Origin of the sequence: Streptomyces sp. NPDC012508 (assembly GCF_042902595.1) — a bacterium.
Taxonomy (GTDB): Bacteria; Actinomycetota; Actinomycetes; order Streptomycetales; family Streptomycetaceae; genus Streptomyces.
In genome coordinates this window covers 214,983-229,315 of record NZ_JBIBEO010000007.1, presented here as the reverse complement: position 1 = coordinate 229,315, position 14,333 = coordinate 214,983, and the positions used below count along the sequence as shown (strand labels likewise).

Genomic DNA, 14,333 nt, shown 5'->3' with positions numbered 1-14,333 from the left:
CCCTGCCAGGATGGGCCCATGGAGCCGACTGAGATCGTCCGGGGTTTCTGGGACCGTATGCAGGCGAGGGACTGGGCCGGCCTTGCCGCGTTGCTCGCCGACGACCTTGTGGTGGAGTGGCCGGTCAGCGGCGAGCGGATCGTGGGCCGCGAGAACTTCGTACGGGTCAACGCGGAGTACCCGGAGGGGTGGTCGATCCGGGTCCTGCGGGTCGTGGCGCAGGGCGAGGACGTGGTCTCCGAGGTCGAGGTCCCCCACGAGACGATGGGGGTGCACCGGGTGGCGTCGTTCTGGACGGTCGGGAACGGGACGATCACCGGCGGACGGGAGTACTGGACCGAGGTGGGCGCGGACCCTTCGCCGGAGTGGCGCGCGGCGTACGTACAGAGGCTGACGACGTGATCAGGGTGCTCCTCGCGGACGACGAGACGATGATCCGGGCCGGGGTGAAGGCGATCCTCGCCGCCGACCCGGGGGTCGAGGTGGTCGCGGAGGCGGGCGACGGCAGGGAGGCCGTCGAGCTCGCGCGCCGCCACCTTCCCGACGTGGTCCTGCTCGACATCCGGATGCCGAGGCTGGACGGGCTGGGGGCGGCGGAGGAGCTGCGCCGGGCGGTGCCGGACGCGGCGGTCCTGATGCTGACCACGTTCTCCGAGGACGAGTACATCGCCCGGGCCCTCGGTTCGGGCGCTGCCGGATTCCTGCTGAAGTCGGGCGACCCGAGGGAACTGCTCGCCGGGGTACGGGCGGTGGCCGGCGGGGCCGCGTTCCTCTCCCCCGAGGTGACCCGTCGCGTGATCGCCCACCTGCCGACGGGCCGCCTCTCCCGCGCGGCGGAGGCCCGGGAACGGCTGGAGCCCCTGACGGCCCGGGAGCGCGAGGTGGTGGCCCTGGTCGGCGCGGGCCTCTCGAACGGCGAGATCGCGGGCCGCCTGTACGTCGTGGAGGGCACGGTCAAGGCCCATGTGAGCGCGGTCCTCGCCCGCCTCGGCCTGAAGAACCGGGTGCAGCTGGCGATCCTGGCGTACGAGGCGGGGCTGGTCGACGACTGACGGTCGCGGCCCGCGTCGCCCGGCCCCGGGCATCACTTTCGTCAGGGGTCCGCGCCCTCTGCGTGCGAGAAGCTGGGGGGATGCGGCGTGAACGACTTCGGGAGCTGGTGCTCGACCTGGGGCTGTGGGGGGTCCTCGTCTGTCCCGTCCTGCTGCGGCTCGATCCCCACGACGGCGGATCGTGGGGGCAGGTCGCCCTGGGGGTCGTCGGGCTCGGGGTCGCGGTGGCCGTCTGCCGGGTCCTGCCGCTGCTCGCGCTCGCCCTCGCCGTCGGGCTGAGCCTCGCCACCTCGCCGGAGCTGTTCACCCCTCCGTACGCGCTCGCGCTCGTCGTCTTCGGGTATCTCGCCGGGCGGCGCCGGCGGCACACCCGGGCCGCGCTCGCCCTCTTCGCCGCGATCGCGGCCCTCGGCTTCGCCCTCGTCCCGCTCTCGGACGGGAACGTCTCCCAGGGCTTCACCGTCGTCCTGGTCCTCGCCCTGGCGATCGTCGCGCCCTGGCTGACGGGCCGGTACGTGCGCCAGTACGCCCGGCTCGTGCGGGCGGGCTGGGAGCTGGCCGCGCGCATGGAGCGCGAGCAGGCCGCCGTCGCCGACCGGGAGCGGCTGCGCGAACGCTCCCGGATCGCGGGCGACATGCACGACTCCCTCGGCCACGACCTCGCCCTGATCGCGCTGCGGGCCGCCGCCCTCGAGGTCGATCCGGGACTGGGCGCCCGGCAGCAGGCCGCGGCAGGGGAGCTGCGCGTGGCGGCCGCCGACGCGACCGCCCGGCTGCGCGACATCATCGGTGTCCTGAGGACCGACGAGGACGGGGAGGGGAAGGGGACGAGCGTCCCGACGACGCCCGTCGGGGAGACCGTCGAGGCAGTCGTCGAGCGGGCGCGGGCCTCCGGGCTGCGGGTGGAGCTGACGGTGACGGGCCCGTGCGGTGAGACACCGCCGATGGTCGACCGGGCGGTCCACCGGCTGGTGGTGGAGTCCCTCACGAACGCGGCCAGGCACGCCCCGGGCGCCCCGGTCCGGGTCGCACTGGAGCGCGCGGCCGACACGCTGACGGTCTCGGTGTCCAACGGCCCCGGGACGGGGGTGCGCGGGGAGCGGTCCCCCTCCGGCGGCACCGGCCTCGTCGGGCTCGACGAGCGCGTCCGGCTGGCCGGGGGGCGGCTGACCCATCGCGCCCGTACGGACGGGGGGTTCGCCGTCCGGGCGGTACTGCCTCTGGCGCCCGGTGCGCCGGCAGCGGCAGCCGCCGCCCGGCCCGCCGCGCCCACCTCCGTACGGGAAAGGGACCGCGCGCGGCAGGAGGTGCGGCGCGGGCTCGCCCAGGCGATCTGGATCCCGCTCGCGCTGGTCGCCGCGCTCGGTGTGGTGATGCTGGTCTTCGGCCTCTGGACGCAGTCCCGGTCCTTCCTGGACCGGGACGACTACGTCTCCCTGCACGTCGGCGACCCCCTCTCCGCCGACGCCGAACGCCTTCCGCCGCACCCGCTGGACGGCCCGCCCGCCGACGCCCCGCCGGAGCCGTCCGGCATGGACCGGTGTCTGTACTACCGGGCGACGCTGACGGCGACGGTGCCCGTCTACCGCCTCTGCCTCGTCGACGGGCGGCTCGCCGACAAGGCGGTCGTGGAGTGAGGGGGCGGCGGCGTCAGTTCGGGTTCCCCGCGTGCGTCAGGGTCTCCCAGGACACGAAGTAGTTGTCCGTACCGGAGGGCCGGCGCGACTCCGTGTACTGCGCCGTGTTCGTCATGGAGATCCCCATCCGGCCGTGGAGCGCGTTGTAGCCGACCTCCGTCACCCGTCCCAGGCCCGGCTTCACCGTGCCGCCGCACAGCCAGGACGGAATCGCCGCGCCGTTCTCGTACTTGGTGTGGAAGCCGAGCGCGTGCCGCAGCCGCTCGGAGACCTGGGGGTAGAGGTCCGCACCCTGGATACGGCTGGTCTCGGCGGTGTGGACGGCCGCGGCGAGGCCCCAGCCGGTGTGGCCGAAGTCCCGGCAGGTCTCCTGGGAGAGGCCGTCGGCGAAGGTGGACTGGCCCTGCCAGTACTTCACGATCTCGTCGCGGGTGTCGATGCCGCTGTTCGGCGGCGGCTTGGGCGTGGAGCCGTCGCCGGTCAGATAGATGTACGCGGGGACCCGGCCGAGATAGGTCTTCACGGCCTTGTCGTAGGCCGCGCGGTCCTCCAGGTGGACGGCGATGCCCAGCGCGGCCTCGGTCATGATGAGTTCCCAGTTGCCGTTCTTCGTCGCGGCCCCGTTGATGATCTCGGGCAGGTAGACGGTGCGCAGCATGGTCGCGAAGCGGCCGGAGCCGGCCCATCCGCCGGTGTAGGTGTGCTTGATGATCTCGGCGGCCCGGGGCCAGGAGGAGCCGGCCCAGCCGGTCTGGAGCGGCGCGTTGGAGTTGGTGTGGTCCTTGATCACGGCCGACCAGGCGTCCATGATCTCGATCGCCTTGCGGGCGTGGCGGTCGTCCCGGGTGATGTACCAGGCCAGCGCCTGGGTGTACGCGGCGACGGCGTCCTGCCGCTCGTCCGTGCAGCCGTTGTTGGGGTTGGAGGAGGAGCCGCACTCGACGATCGCGCGCGGCTTGGGGGCGCGGGTGAGGGAGGCGTAGGAGCTCGCCATCATCTGGTCGTGGGCGGCCTTCCAGGGCTGCGCCCCGGCCTGCACCTTCGAGCGTACGAAGTCGAGTTGCGGGCGCGACACGACCACGCCCGGGTGGGTGAAGGTCGCGGGGGCGGCGACCTGGGCCGGGGCGGCCGGGGCCGCCGCGGCCTGTTCGGGTCCGGCGGCGGCCGTCGGGGCGAGCGTGACGGCGAGGGCCGTCGCGAGCGTGGCCGCGAGGGTGGGGACCAGGGCTTTGAGGCGCATGTGGGGGGTGCCTTTCGTTCCTGTATGTGAACGATGCGCGGGTGAATGAACTCCGCGTCGAGCGTGGAACTTAAAGGCGGCTCATGAACACGTCAAGACCCTGGTCCATACCTGTCAGCGCATCAGAACCCCCGCCCCCTCGCGCGTCGTCTCCGTCGGCAGGGTCACCAGACCCAGCTCCGCCGTGGAGGCCAGCAGCCGGTGGGCGGGCAGCACCCGGACCGTGCAGCCGAAGGAACCCGTACGGTCCAGGACGAGGGAGCCCTCGTAGGGCAGCCTCCCCTCCAGGTCGGGGCCGCCCGCGGGCTTCAGCACGCACACCCGGGCGTCCACGAGCGCGTCGTCCGGGGTGACCCGGCCGGCCAGCGCCTGCACCTCCACGTCGTCCGGCAGCAGCTCGCCGAGCGCCACCCTCACCCGTACCGCCGTCGTCGCGCCGAGCTCCGCGTCGGCCAGGTCCTCGCCGATCTCGCCCACCTCGATATGGTCGACGGCGATCTTCGGCCAGGCGCCCCGCACCCGGGACTTCCACTCCGCGAGCTCCCGCGCGGCCGGCGGCGCGAGCGCCCGGTGCGCCCGCGCCGCCGGCGCGTACAGCCGCTCGACGTACTCGCGCACCATGCGGTCGGCGAGCACCTTCGGACCGAGGTCACGGAGCGTCCTGCGGACCATCTCCGTCCAGCGGACCGGCACCCCGTCCGCGCCCCGGTCGTAGAAGCGGGGCGCGACCCGGCGCTCGATCAGCTCGTAGAGCGCGGCCGCCTCCAGGTCGTCGCGGCGCTCCTCGTCCGTGGCCGAGGCCCCGTCGGCCGTGGGGATCGCCCAGCCGAAGTCGGACTCGTACCACTCGTCCCACCAGCCGTCCAGGACGGAGAGGTTGAGACAGCCGTTCAGGGCCGCCTTCATCCCGCTCGTCCCACAGGCCTCCAGCGGGCGCAGCGGATTGTTCAGCCAGACGTCGCAGCCCGGGTACAACCGGCGCGCCATGGCCATGCCGTAGTCGGGCAGGAAGACGATCCGGTGCCGCACCCGCGGGTCGTCGGCGAACCGCACCAGCTCCTGCACCAGCCGCTTCCCGCCGTGGTCGGCCGGGTGCGCCTTGCCCGCCACGACGAGCTGCACGGGCCGCTCGGGGTGGAGCAGCAGCGCCCGCAGCCGGTCGGGATCGCGCAGCATCAGCGTGAGCCGTTTGTACGAGGGGACCCGGCGCGCGAACCCGATGGTGAGCACGTCCGGGTCCAGGACGGTGTCGGTCCAGCCGAGTTCGGCGGCCCCGGCACCCCGCTGCCGCCAGGAGCGCCGCACCCGCTCCCGTACCTCCGTCACGAGCTGCTCGCGCAGGGTGCGGCGCAGCTCCCACAGCTCCCGGTCGTCGGCCCCCTCCGCGCGGCGGCCGACCTCCGGCGCGGTCCAGGTCGGCGCGTGGACGCCGTTGGTGATCGAGCCGATGGGCACCTCCTCCGGGTCGAAGCCCGGCCACAGTCCGGCGAACATCTCACGGCTGACGGACCCGTGGAGGGTGGAGACGCCGTTGGCGCGCTGGGCGAGCCGCAGGCCCATGGCGGCCATGTTGAAGAGACCGGGCTCGCCGCCGAGCGGGGTCTCGTCGCCGAGGGCGAGGATCCGGCCGACGTCGACACCGGAGAGCTCGCCGTCCTCACCGAGGTGGCGGGCGACGAGGCTCCGCTCGAACCGGTCGATACCGGCGGGGACGGGCGTGTGGGTGGTGAAGACCGTCCCGGCGCGGACGGTCTCCAGGGCCGCGTCGAAGTCGAGGCCCCGCTCGGCCAGTTCCCGGATGCGTTCGAGGCCGAGGAACCCGGCGTGACCCTCGTTGCTGTGGAAGACCTCGGGCGCGGGGGTGCCGGTGAGCCGGCAGTACGTACGGACGGCGCGGACGCCGCCGATGCCGAGCAGCATCTCCTGGAGCAGCCGGTGCTCGCTGCCGCCGCCGTACAGCCGGTCGGTGACCTCCCGTTCGGCCGGCGCGTTCCCCTCGACGTCGGAGTCGAGCATCAGCAGCGGCACGCGGCCGACCTGCGCGGTCCAGATGTGGGCGTGCAGGGAGCGGCCGCCGGGCAGCGCGAGGGTGACCCGGGCGGGGCTGCCGTCGCTCTCGCGGAGGAGGGTGACGGGCAGCTCGCCGGGGTCGAGGACGGGGTACTGCTCCTGCTGCCAGCCTTCGCGGGAGAGCGACTGGCGGAAGTAGCCGTGCCGGTAGAGCAGGCCGACGCCGACGAGCGGGACGCCGAGGTCGCTGGCCGCCTTCAGATGGTCGCCGGCCAGGATGCCGAGGCCGCCGGAGTACTGGGGCAGGGCCGCGGCGACTCCGAACTCGGGTGAGAAGTAGGCGATGCAGGCGGGCAGGTCGTCGCGCCGCTCCCGCTCCTCCTGATACCAGCGGGGGGCGTGCAGATAGTGGTCGAGGTCCTCGGCCGCGGCGCGCAGCCGGGCCTGGAAGTCCTCGTCGCCGGCGAGGGCGGCGAGCCGGGCGGCGGAGACGGAGCCGAGCAGCTGGACCGGGTCGAGGTCGTCGGCGCGACGGTCCCCCGCCCGGCCGGCGTGGTCGGGGTCGACGGAGCCGAAGAGCTCACGGGTCGGGTCGTGCCAGGACCAGCGCAGGTTGCGCGCGAGGTCGGTGAGGGGTCGAAGGGTGTCGGGGAGGACGGGACGCACGGTGAATCGACGGATTGCCTTCACGTGTTCCACCTTCGCAGGGGATGACGGAGCGGAGCCGACGCACCACGCTGTGCAGCCGGTTGTGCATCCACCGAAGGTAGGCCACCGCGCGCTCCCGGGCCACGGCGCACGGGGGTGGTGCCGTGGCCCGGGAGGGCGTCAGCGCGGCGCGCCGACGGACAGGTCGCCGGGTCGCACCTCGTAGGGCGAGCCTGCGTTGACGGTGGCCGGGTCGGCCGCGCCGCTGACGGCGTAGCGTGCGGCGACGGCGGCCAGTTCGGCGGCGGGGATCACCTGGTGGATGTCGGTGAAGCCGTGCGGGGCCCGCTCGTGCGCCAGATTGATGACGACCTCGGGGCCGAGCCTGCGGTTGGCGCGCTGCAGTTCGGTGGTGACGGGCCTGCGGTCCGCTTCGTAGGCGGCGAGCGCTTCGGCCGGGTCGTGGTGGAGCGCGAGGGAGTGGGCGAGGGCGCGCGCGTCGAGGACGGACTGCGAGGCGCCGTTGGAGCCGACGGGGTACATGGCGTGGGCCGCGTCGCCGATGAGGGTGGTCCGGCCGTGGCTCCACCGCGTCAGGGGCTCGCGGTCGACCATCGGGTACTCATGGGCGGTGTCGGCCGCCCGGAGGACGTCGGTGACGCGGACGCCGTCGAACTCCCAGCCCTCGTAGTGGTGCAGGAACGACTCCACCGGGACCGGGCGGTTCCAGTCGCCGAGGTAGCGCTCGTCCGCCGCCTCGGACGGCCGGGCGAGGGCCCAGTTCACCAGGACCTCACGGGAGGGGCCCGAGGGCCCGCTCATCGGGTAGACCACGGCCTTCTGCCGGTCGTCGCCCGCGATGAGCATGAAGGTGCCGACGGACCGGGCCGGCATCCGGGAGACACCCCGCCACACCAGGGTCCCGTTCCACGGCGGGGCGCCCTCGCCGGGGTTGAGCGCCGCCCGTACGGCCGAGCGGATGCCGTCCGCGCCGACGAGGACGTCCGGTTCGAGGGAGGCCCGGCCCCGGACGGCGCCGTCACGGTGGACCAGCTGGATCCGGGGGCGGCCGTCGGGCAGGGGCTCGACGCCGGTCACCCGGACGCCGGTCACCAGGGCTGCCGCGCCGAGCCGTTCCCGTACCGCCTCCGCCAGGACCTGCTGGAGGTGGGCGCGGTGGATGGAGAGCTGGGGCCAGCGGTACCCGGCGCCCAGGCCGCGGGGTTCCCGGGCGATCAGGCCGCCGGAGCGGTGGTAGTAGCGCAGCTCGCGGGTGCGCAGGGCGCCGGCTTCGAGGCGGGGAAGGAGACCGAGCGCGTCCAGTTCGCGGACCGCGTGGGGCATCAGGTTGAGACCGGCGCCGACCGGGCGGCTCTCTCGGACGGACTCGACGACGGTGACACGGTCGAATCCGGCGGCGTGGAGGGAGAGTGCGGCGGTGAGACCCGCGATGCCACCCCCCGCGACGACGATGTGGAGCAGTCCGCCGTCCGGTGTGGGCGGGGCGAACGGACCGGGGCGCGTCATCGGAGTCCCCCTGGGTGGCCGGCGGCATGCGCGCTGGGCGCGAGCGCGCGGCCGGCGGAGGAGGAGGCCACGGGGGAAGGGGCCGGGGGGCCGGCGGGGGCTGTCGTGGACCGGGCGGCCTGGGACCGGGCCGTCTGGGGCCGGACCGTCTGGGGCCGGGCCGCCTGGGGCCGGGCCGCCGTGGAAGGGGCCGCCTGGGACCGGGCCGCCGTGGAAGGGGCCGCCCCCGGCACGCCCTTGGAGGCACGGCGTACGAGCGTCTCGTTGTCCCTGGTCAGGTCGAGTATCGAGCGCAGCAGGGCGACGGGTGCGCCGCCGCTGCCCTCCTCGTAGAGCCGCACATCGTCCGCGTACGCCTTGCGGGCGATGCCGATGTGCCGGGCGCGGAAGGTCTTGAGGATCTTCAGGACCCGGCCGAGCGCGTGGGCGGAGGCGGCCAGTTGCGGGGGCAGGCGGTCGCCGCTCTCCCAGCTGACGGCGGCCGAGAGCTTGCTGACGGCGGAGACCCTTCCGGCGTACCGGGCGTGGAAGTCCCGCCAGGACGGCAGGCTGTACTGGATGGATTCGGCGAGGAACGCGTCGTAGGCCGGGTCGGAGCGGTCGCACTGCCAGAGCGTCAGGTCCACCAGCCAGAGGGGGACCTGCGCGGCGGCGGGACCGAGGTAGTCGCGCCCGTCGACGTCGATCTCCTCGAAGTACGGGCGCAGGGTGAGCGCGAAGTACTCCGGGCTGACATGGGCGACGGTGAAGTCGATGGCGTCGACGACGGACTGGACGTGGTGGGCGGTGCGGTCGAGCGCGACGGCGAAGCCGGGGTCGTACGGTTCGAGCGTGGTGAGCCGCTCACAGGTGTCCAGGGCGGCGACCAGGCCCGGGAACGACATCCGGACGGCCTCCTGGAGGCGGCTCTCCATGGGGTCGCCGGTGTACATGCGCTGACGCGCGCCGGGCGGGTTCCAGGTCGTGTAGTGGTGGACGGTGTCGCGGGGCACCATGTCCGTGCGGCGGCCGAGGAGTTCGAGGATCGGCAGGACCTCGGGGACGGCGGCCGTGGGCTGCGTGCCGTGACGTTTCAGCGAGCCGAGCAGGATGCCGAGGTCGCGCATCGCGGCGAGCGCGTCGACGACGCTCCACTCGGCGGCCAGTTCACGGTCCGGGAGGAGCGCCCGCAGCGCGACGGTGAGCGCGGGCACATCGGCGCGGGCGTTCATGGCGGGCACCGCGGCGAGCAGGGCATCGGCGCCGAGCGGGTCGGCGTCGCGTATGTCGGCTATGCGATAGCGCGGGTCGCCGCGTTCCTCGAGCCGGGGTGCGACAAGGTCGTACAGGGCCAACGGAATGCCCCCTCCATTTGGGGCGCGTTCACCTCCGGACGCCTCGCGCGCGCGTCGACCGGTCGATCCCGCTGCGGTCCCGCGTTCCTCGGGACCTGCGCGCGATCTCCCCTTCCGACACCCGCGACGTCCTTCGGTTCACTCGCCGGGTCTACGTGGTCACCGCGGTCACCGAGGTCATCGCGGTTCGGCCACGCGCCCCTGGCGTGGCGGCGCCGGGGTGGGCGTGGGCAGGCGCAAGCGTAAGGAGATCACCGCGGCAACGGCGGCGAAGGCCCCGCCGATGAGCAGAGCGGCCCGGAATCCGCCGGTCTGGGCGGCCGCGGTGGCTGATTCGTCACGGGTGGCGGCGACGGCCACGAGGACGGCGAGGCCGAGCACCGAGCCGAACTGCTGGGCGGTGTTGACGAGTCCGGAGGCGAGGCCGGTCTCCTCGGGGACGGCGTCGGCGGTGGCGGCCACGTTGGTGGCGACCATGACGAGCGGAAGGGCGGCCCCGAGGAGCAGGCTGGGCGCGAGGACGGTGGTGAAGAACGTGCCGTCGGGCCGGAGCGTGAGCGCGAGCCACACGGTCCCGGCGCACAGCAGCACGAAGCCGAGGGTCATGGTCCGGGTCAGGCCGAGACGGAAGATGAGCCGGCCGGTCTGCGGTGCGACCGCGACGACGACGAGGGAGAGCGGGAGGAGACCGAGGCCGCCGCCGAGCGGGTCGTACCAGAGAACGCTCTGCAAATAGAGGCTGACCAGGAAGAACATCGGAAACAGCGTCATCTGGGCGAGGGCGCTGAGCAGGTTGGCGAGCCGGAGCGCGGGACGGGCGAGGACGGCGGGCGGGACGAGGGGCCGGGCGGTACGGGTCTCGACGACGGCGAACACGGCGAGCAGGACCAGTCCGGCGCCGCCCGCGCCGAGGGTCGGCACGGACACCCATCCATGGGCGGCGGATCCGACGAGCGCGTACGCGACGAGGGCGAGCCCGGCGGTGACGGTGAGGGCCCCGGCGACGTCGAGGCCGGACGCGCGCGAGCCCGTACCGCCTCCTCGCAGGACGGCCGATCCCCACAGGATCAGCAGGGCCGCGGCGAGGACGTTGAGCCAGAAGGTGGAACGCCAGCTCAGGAGATCGGTGAGGATCCCGCCGAGTACGGTGCCGAGGACGCCGCCCAGACCGCCCATCGCGGCGAACGCGCCGAGCGCCTTGTGCCGGGCGGGCCCGTCGGGGAAGAGGACGAGCAGCAGGGCGAACGCGGCGGCCGCGGCGAACGCGGCGCCGATGCCCTGCGCGGCCCGGGCGGCGACCAGGACACCCGCGCTCGGCGCGAGCCCGCCGAGCGCGGAGGCGGCGGCGAGGAGCGCGAGTCCGGCGAGGAACACGCGCCGGTGGCCGAGCAGGTCGGCGGCGCGCCCGCCGAGCAGCAACAGCCCGCCGAAGGCGATCAGATAGGCGTTGGCCACCCACGACAGGCCGGCGGACCCCGCGCCGAGGTCCGCCCCGATCGAGGGCAGCGCGACGTTGACGATCGCGGTGTCGAGGATCAGGAGGAGCTGGGTGGTGGCGAGCAGGAAGAGAGCACCGCGGAAGGCGTGGGCGTCCTTCACGGCGCGGCCTCCGCGTCTCCGCCGCGCGCCGCGCGCGGGGCTGCGGCCGGCACGGCACCGACCGGCCCCTCGGGCCGGCCGGGACGCCGGGTCGCGCTCCGCCGGCCCCCCGGCGGGCGGAGCGCGACGGCCCGGCCGCCCGGCCCACGACGCGGCAGCCCGGCCGACCGCACGGCGCGGGGGGCGCGCGGCGCGCGCGGCCCGTCATCGGCCCGGGCGACGGATGGCGGCTCGACGGCGACCGAGCACCGCCCCCACCCGGGATCGCGATCCCCGAGCCGGGCCCGGCCGGGTGCCAGGACGCCGCGCCGCCCCCACCCGGGATCGAGGTCGCGGCAACGGGCCGCGCCCCGTCGGTACGCACCCGGCCCGGCGCTCCGGTACGCACCCGGCCCGGCGGCGGGAGACGTTCCGTCGTCCCGGGGCCGTATCGCACCCACCCCAGGCCGCCTCACTTCGTCGTGCCCAGGTCGTAGCCGTCCAGGCAGGTCCGCGCGAGGCTTTCGCAGGCGTCGGCGGCGCCGGCCCAGGTCTGCATCGTGAGGTAGACGTGGGGGGCGCCCTGGTAGAAGCGCTCGTACTGCTCGTGGCGGCCGGCGAACTCCGAACCGAGGGCGTCCCAGGCCAGCTTGAGGAGCTTGAGCCGGTCCTCGGCGGGGTCGCCGGGGGTCCGGACGTACCGCTGGATCAGCGGCCCGAGCTCGGGGTGGAGCAGATCGCGCCCACTGGCGGGGGTCTGGATGATCGCCCCACCGGCAAGCAGCTTGATGTCCGCCACGGCACGCGGGTACAGCTCACCGGCCATGATCCGCTGCGCGAACGAGATCTCCTGCCCGGGCCGTACACCGCCCCGACCGCCGGCGACCGGTTCGCAGGACGCCTCCGCCCCGAGGACGAACGCCTTGGCCTGGGCGACCGTCCCGAGGAGCCGCCCGATGGCCTGGGTGACCTGAGGGATGCCGTCGGTGCCGTTCGACCGCGCGAGGAGGATCGCGATCCCCGTGAGGAACTCCAGCTTGGTCCAGAAGCGGGTGGACGACTGGTGGGTGAAGTTCAGATAGGCGGGCGTCTCCCACCACATGGCGGCGGTCGCGGTGACGTCGCGGTAGGTCAGCACGCGGTCCCAGGGGACGAAGACGTCGTCGCAGACGAGCAGCGCGTCGTTCTCGTCGTACCGCGAGGAGAGCGGGTGGTCGAAGACGGACCGGGCCTGGGCCTCGTAGGAGGTCCGGGAGACGAGCTTGAGCCCAGGGGTGTCGACACGTACGGAGAAGGAGACGGCCCTCTCGACCTCCCCGTCCGGCAGGGGCTCGATGGTCCCGACGAGGATCTCGTCGGCGAAGACGGCCCCGGTGCCGATGGTCTTGGCGCCGCGCACGACGATCCCGCCGTCACGCTCCTCGACGACCCGCACACCCTCGCAGGCGGGATCGGTGATGGTGAAGGCGCTGTACAACCCGCCCTCGGCGAGCCGGCGGTGGTAGGCGAGCGCGTTCTCCGCGCCGTCGAACCGATCGGTGGTGAAGACCTCGGGCGCGGCGGCGAACCCGGCGGCGCCGGAGGCCATGTAGTCGGGGGTACGGCCGAGGAAGCCGTAACTGGCCTCGGCCCACACCTTGTACGCACGCCGGCGCGCCACGAGATCCTCGTAGGACCGGGGCACGGCGTAAGCACGATGCACGCCGCCGGAGAGCAGGGTCTCGGTGTGCGGCGAGTCCTTGGCGAGGTCGAAGAGCCCGGCGAAGGAGGCGGCGGTTGCCCGGAAGGCGGGATGCGCACTGACGTCCTTGACCCGCTCCCCGTCGAGCCAGACCTCGCGCCCGTCGCGCAGCGCCTCCAGATAATCCTGCCCGGACCTGGTCACGGTGATATCGCCTCTCCTCGTGTGTCACGCCTTGTACCGGACCCGAGCCTTCCCGTCACAGGACACAAGAGGCAATGAACGACCGTCCACCGGTCCTTAAGAACCGGCCAGTCGGTGGCCGCTGACGCGGCATTTGTACGGATCACGCAGGGTGAGGGGTCGACTTCCGCTCTAAATTGACGCCGAACGACCCCAGACCGCGCTTCGTACGGATGCCCCCTCTTCATGCAGGGCGCAGTGCACGTTCCCGGCCGGGCACCGGCGATGCGGCGCTGCCCCTGAAGCTGGATCACGGAAAAAACGTGCGCCCCTGGCACGTAGGAGTCATCGGGAATCCGCCGCTGGCGCATGGCACCGATCTGACGCTAGCCGGGCTGGCGGTGGGCAGAACGAGGAACCTGCCCGACTACCGCCAACGCGGCGCCAGCGTTCACCACGCCCAGCTCGGCATCGCCCACCTGGACAACCTCGCCCTCGCTAGGCCGGTACCCCACCCGCCCCAGGGTCGGGCACGTCCCGACCAGCCGGAAGAACATTCACGGGAAGCCCTTAGGTGCGGAAGCAAGGGATCCTTCTGACGAAAGGTCAGCGGCCGATCGAGGGAAGCCGTTACGGGGCGCGGCTGGCGGCCCAAGGAGGGGCCGCCGTCCGGCACATGCGCCCGCGACGCCCGTGGCAGGCCAATCTGTGGGTGACAACACGACGACACCTGACCAGCGCTGTTGACCGGCTTAGGTCTCAGCCGAACAACCGAAGCGGGCCGCCAGAGAAACGACGGACCGTCACGAAGGGGGCACCCAGAGGGTGCCTGGGGACGACGACGCTCATGGGGTGGTGACTTACATGCCGCGCGGGGGGCCAAAGCGCGCCGGTGGATCTTCGCCCGGAGTCATGGGGAGATCTCGCAATGATACAGGGCCGGGATAGAAGGCACCCGTCCCTGGGCCCGCCATTTCCTCGCCGACCAAATACCTATAGAGCCACTCACTGAAGCTGCAAGCGTACTCAAAGAACTCACCTTCGCCGTCCTCGACAAAGAAGGTCCCCCTCCCACCTCCTCCGCGAGGCGCATAGAACAAGGTTTCACCACGATCGGTGCTAGCAATTGGAATCAGCCCATCCGCAGCCCCAAAAGTTAGCTCGGGAGTTTTCAGAGATAGACGGGGATCGCCTTCCAATTCCGCTTCATCCCATTCAATCTCCGACCACGCGTCTGCAGTGCTCCGAACATACTCACCGAGATTCCAGCGCTCCGTGGCAGGGTGCATCAGATAAAGGTGGCCGTTCAGCTGGATCGGCGCGTACGCGTCGATAAGATCCTTAAAGTCACTCGGCAGGCTCCCGCAGATACTCGCCTCAAGAGCTGCCCACGCACGAGGATCCCGAGGCCGAGCCTGCGGGGCACCCAGCATCGCAGTAACC

10 protein-coding genes are annotated in these 14,333 nt (G+C 73.1%); 3 read left to right on the top strand and 7 right to left on the bottom strand.

All coding sequences use genetic code 11. The annotated features are described in order from the left end of the window. Positions 1–18 precede the first annotated feature (18 nt). From ACFY8U_RS24620 to ACFY8U_RS24610, 3 genes are all read left to right on the top strand, one after another. A complete protein-coding gene (locus ACFY8U_RS24620; protein ID WP_389573637.1) occupies positions 19–402 on the top strand; it encodes a nuclear transport factor 2 family protein in 384 nt (127 codons plus the stop codon). Further along, positions 399–1,052, top strand: a complete 654-nt coding sequence (locus ACFY8U_RS24615) for a response regulator transcription factor (protein ID WP_361759710.1) — start codon at positions 399–401, stop codon at positions 1,050–1,052. The genes ACFY8U_RS24620 and ACFY8U_RS24615 overlap by 4 nt, the downstream gene beginning before the upstream one ends. Before the next feature lie 80 nt (positions 1,053–1,132). Continuing rightward, positions 1,133–2,689: a sensor histidine kinase gene (locus tag ACFY8U_RS24610; RefSeq protein ID WP_389573633.1), complete on the top strand. Its 1,557-nt coding sequence runs from the start codon at positions 1,133–1,135 to the stop codon at positions 2,687–2,689. Between the two features lie 13 nt (positions 2,690–2,702). Here the strand turns inward: ACFY8U_RS24610 and ACFY8U_RS24605 are convergent, their stop codons facing one another. The 7 genes from ACFY8U_RS24605 to ACFY8U_RS24575 all read right to left on the bottom strand — a co-directional run bounded on the left by ACFY8U_RS24605 (position 2,703) and on the right by ACFY8U_RS24575 (position 14,323). Further along, on the bottom strand, positions 2,703–3,929 hold the full coding sequence (locus ACFY8U_RS24605) for an alginate lyase family protein (RefSeq protein WP_389573631.1): 1,227 nt from the start codon (positions 3,927–3,929) through the stop codon (positions 2,703–2,705). A gap of 114 nt (positions 3,930–4,043) precedes the next feature. Next, positions 4,044–6,629 (bottom strand): alpha-glucan family phosphorylase, encoded by a 2,586-nt coding sequence (gene glgP, locus ACFY8U_RS24600; RefSeq protein ID WP_389573628.1) that lies wholly within the window; start codon positions 6,627–6,629, stop codon positions 4,044–4,046. 138 nt (positions 6,630–6,767) lie between these two features. Further along, entirely contained in the window at positions 6,768–8,114 is a 1,347-nt protein-coding gene (locus ACFY8U_RS24595; RefSeq protein WP_389573626.1) for an FAD-dependent monooxygenase, read from the bottom strand. Then, positions 8,111–9,448: a monodechloroaminopyrrolnitrin synthase PrnB family protein gene (locus ACFY8U_RS24590; RefSeq protein ID WP_389573623.1), complete on the bottom strand. Its 1,338-nt coding sequence runs from the start codon at positions 9,446–9,448 to the stop codon at positions 8,111–8,113. Before ACFY8U_RS24590 ends, ACFY8U_RS24595 begins: the two co-directional genes overlap by 4 nt. A gap of 177 nt (positions 9,449–9,625) precedes the next feature. After that, positions 9,626–11,047, bottom strand: a complete 1,422-nt coding sequence (locus ACFY8U_RS24585; protein WP_389573621.1) for an MFS transporter — start codon at positions 11,045–11,047, stop codon at positions 9,626–9,628. Positions 11,048–11,498: 451 nt separating this feature from the next. Then, positions 11,499–12,911, bottom strand: a complete 1,413-nt coding sequence (locus ACFY8U_RS24580; protein ID WP_389573619.1) for a 4-hydroxyphenylacetate 3-hydroxylase family protein — start codon at positions 12,909–12,911, stop codon at positions 11,499–11,501. An 839-nt stretch (positions 12,912–13,750) separates the two neighbouring features. After that, positions 13,751–14,323: an SMI1/KNR4 family protein gene (locus tag ACFY8U_RS24575; RefSeq protein WP_389574149.1), complete on the bottom strand. Its 573-nt coding sequence runs from the start codon at positions 14,321–14,323 to the stop codon at positions 13,751–13,753. Positions 14,324–14,333 lie beyond the last annotated feature (10 nt).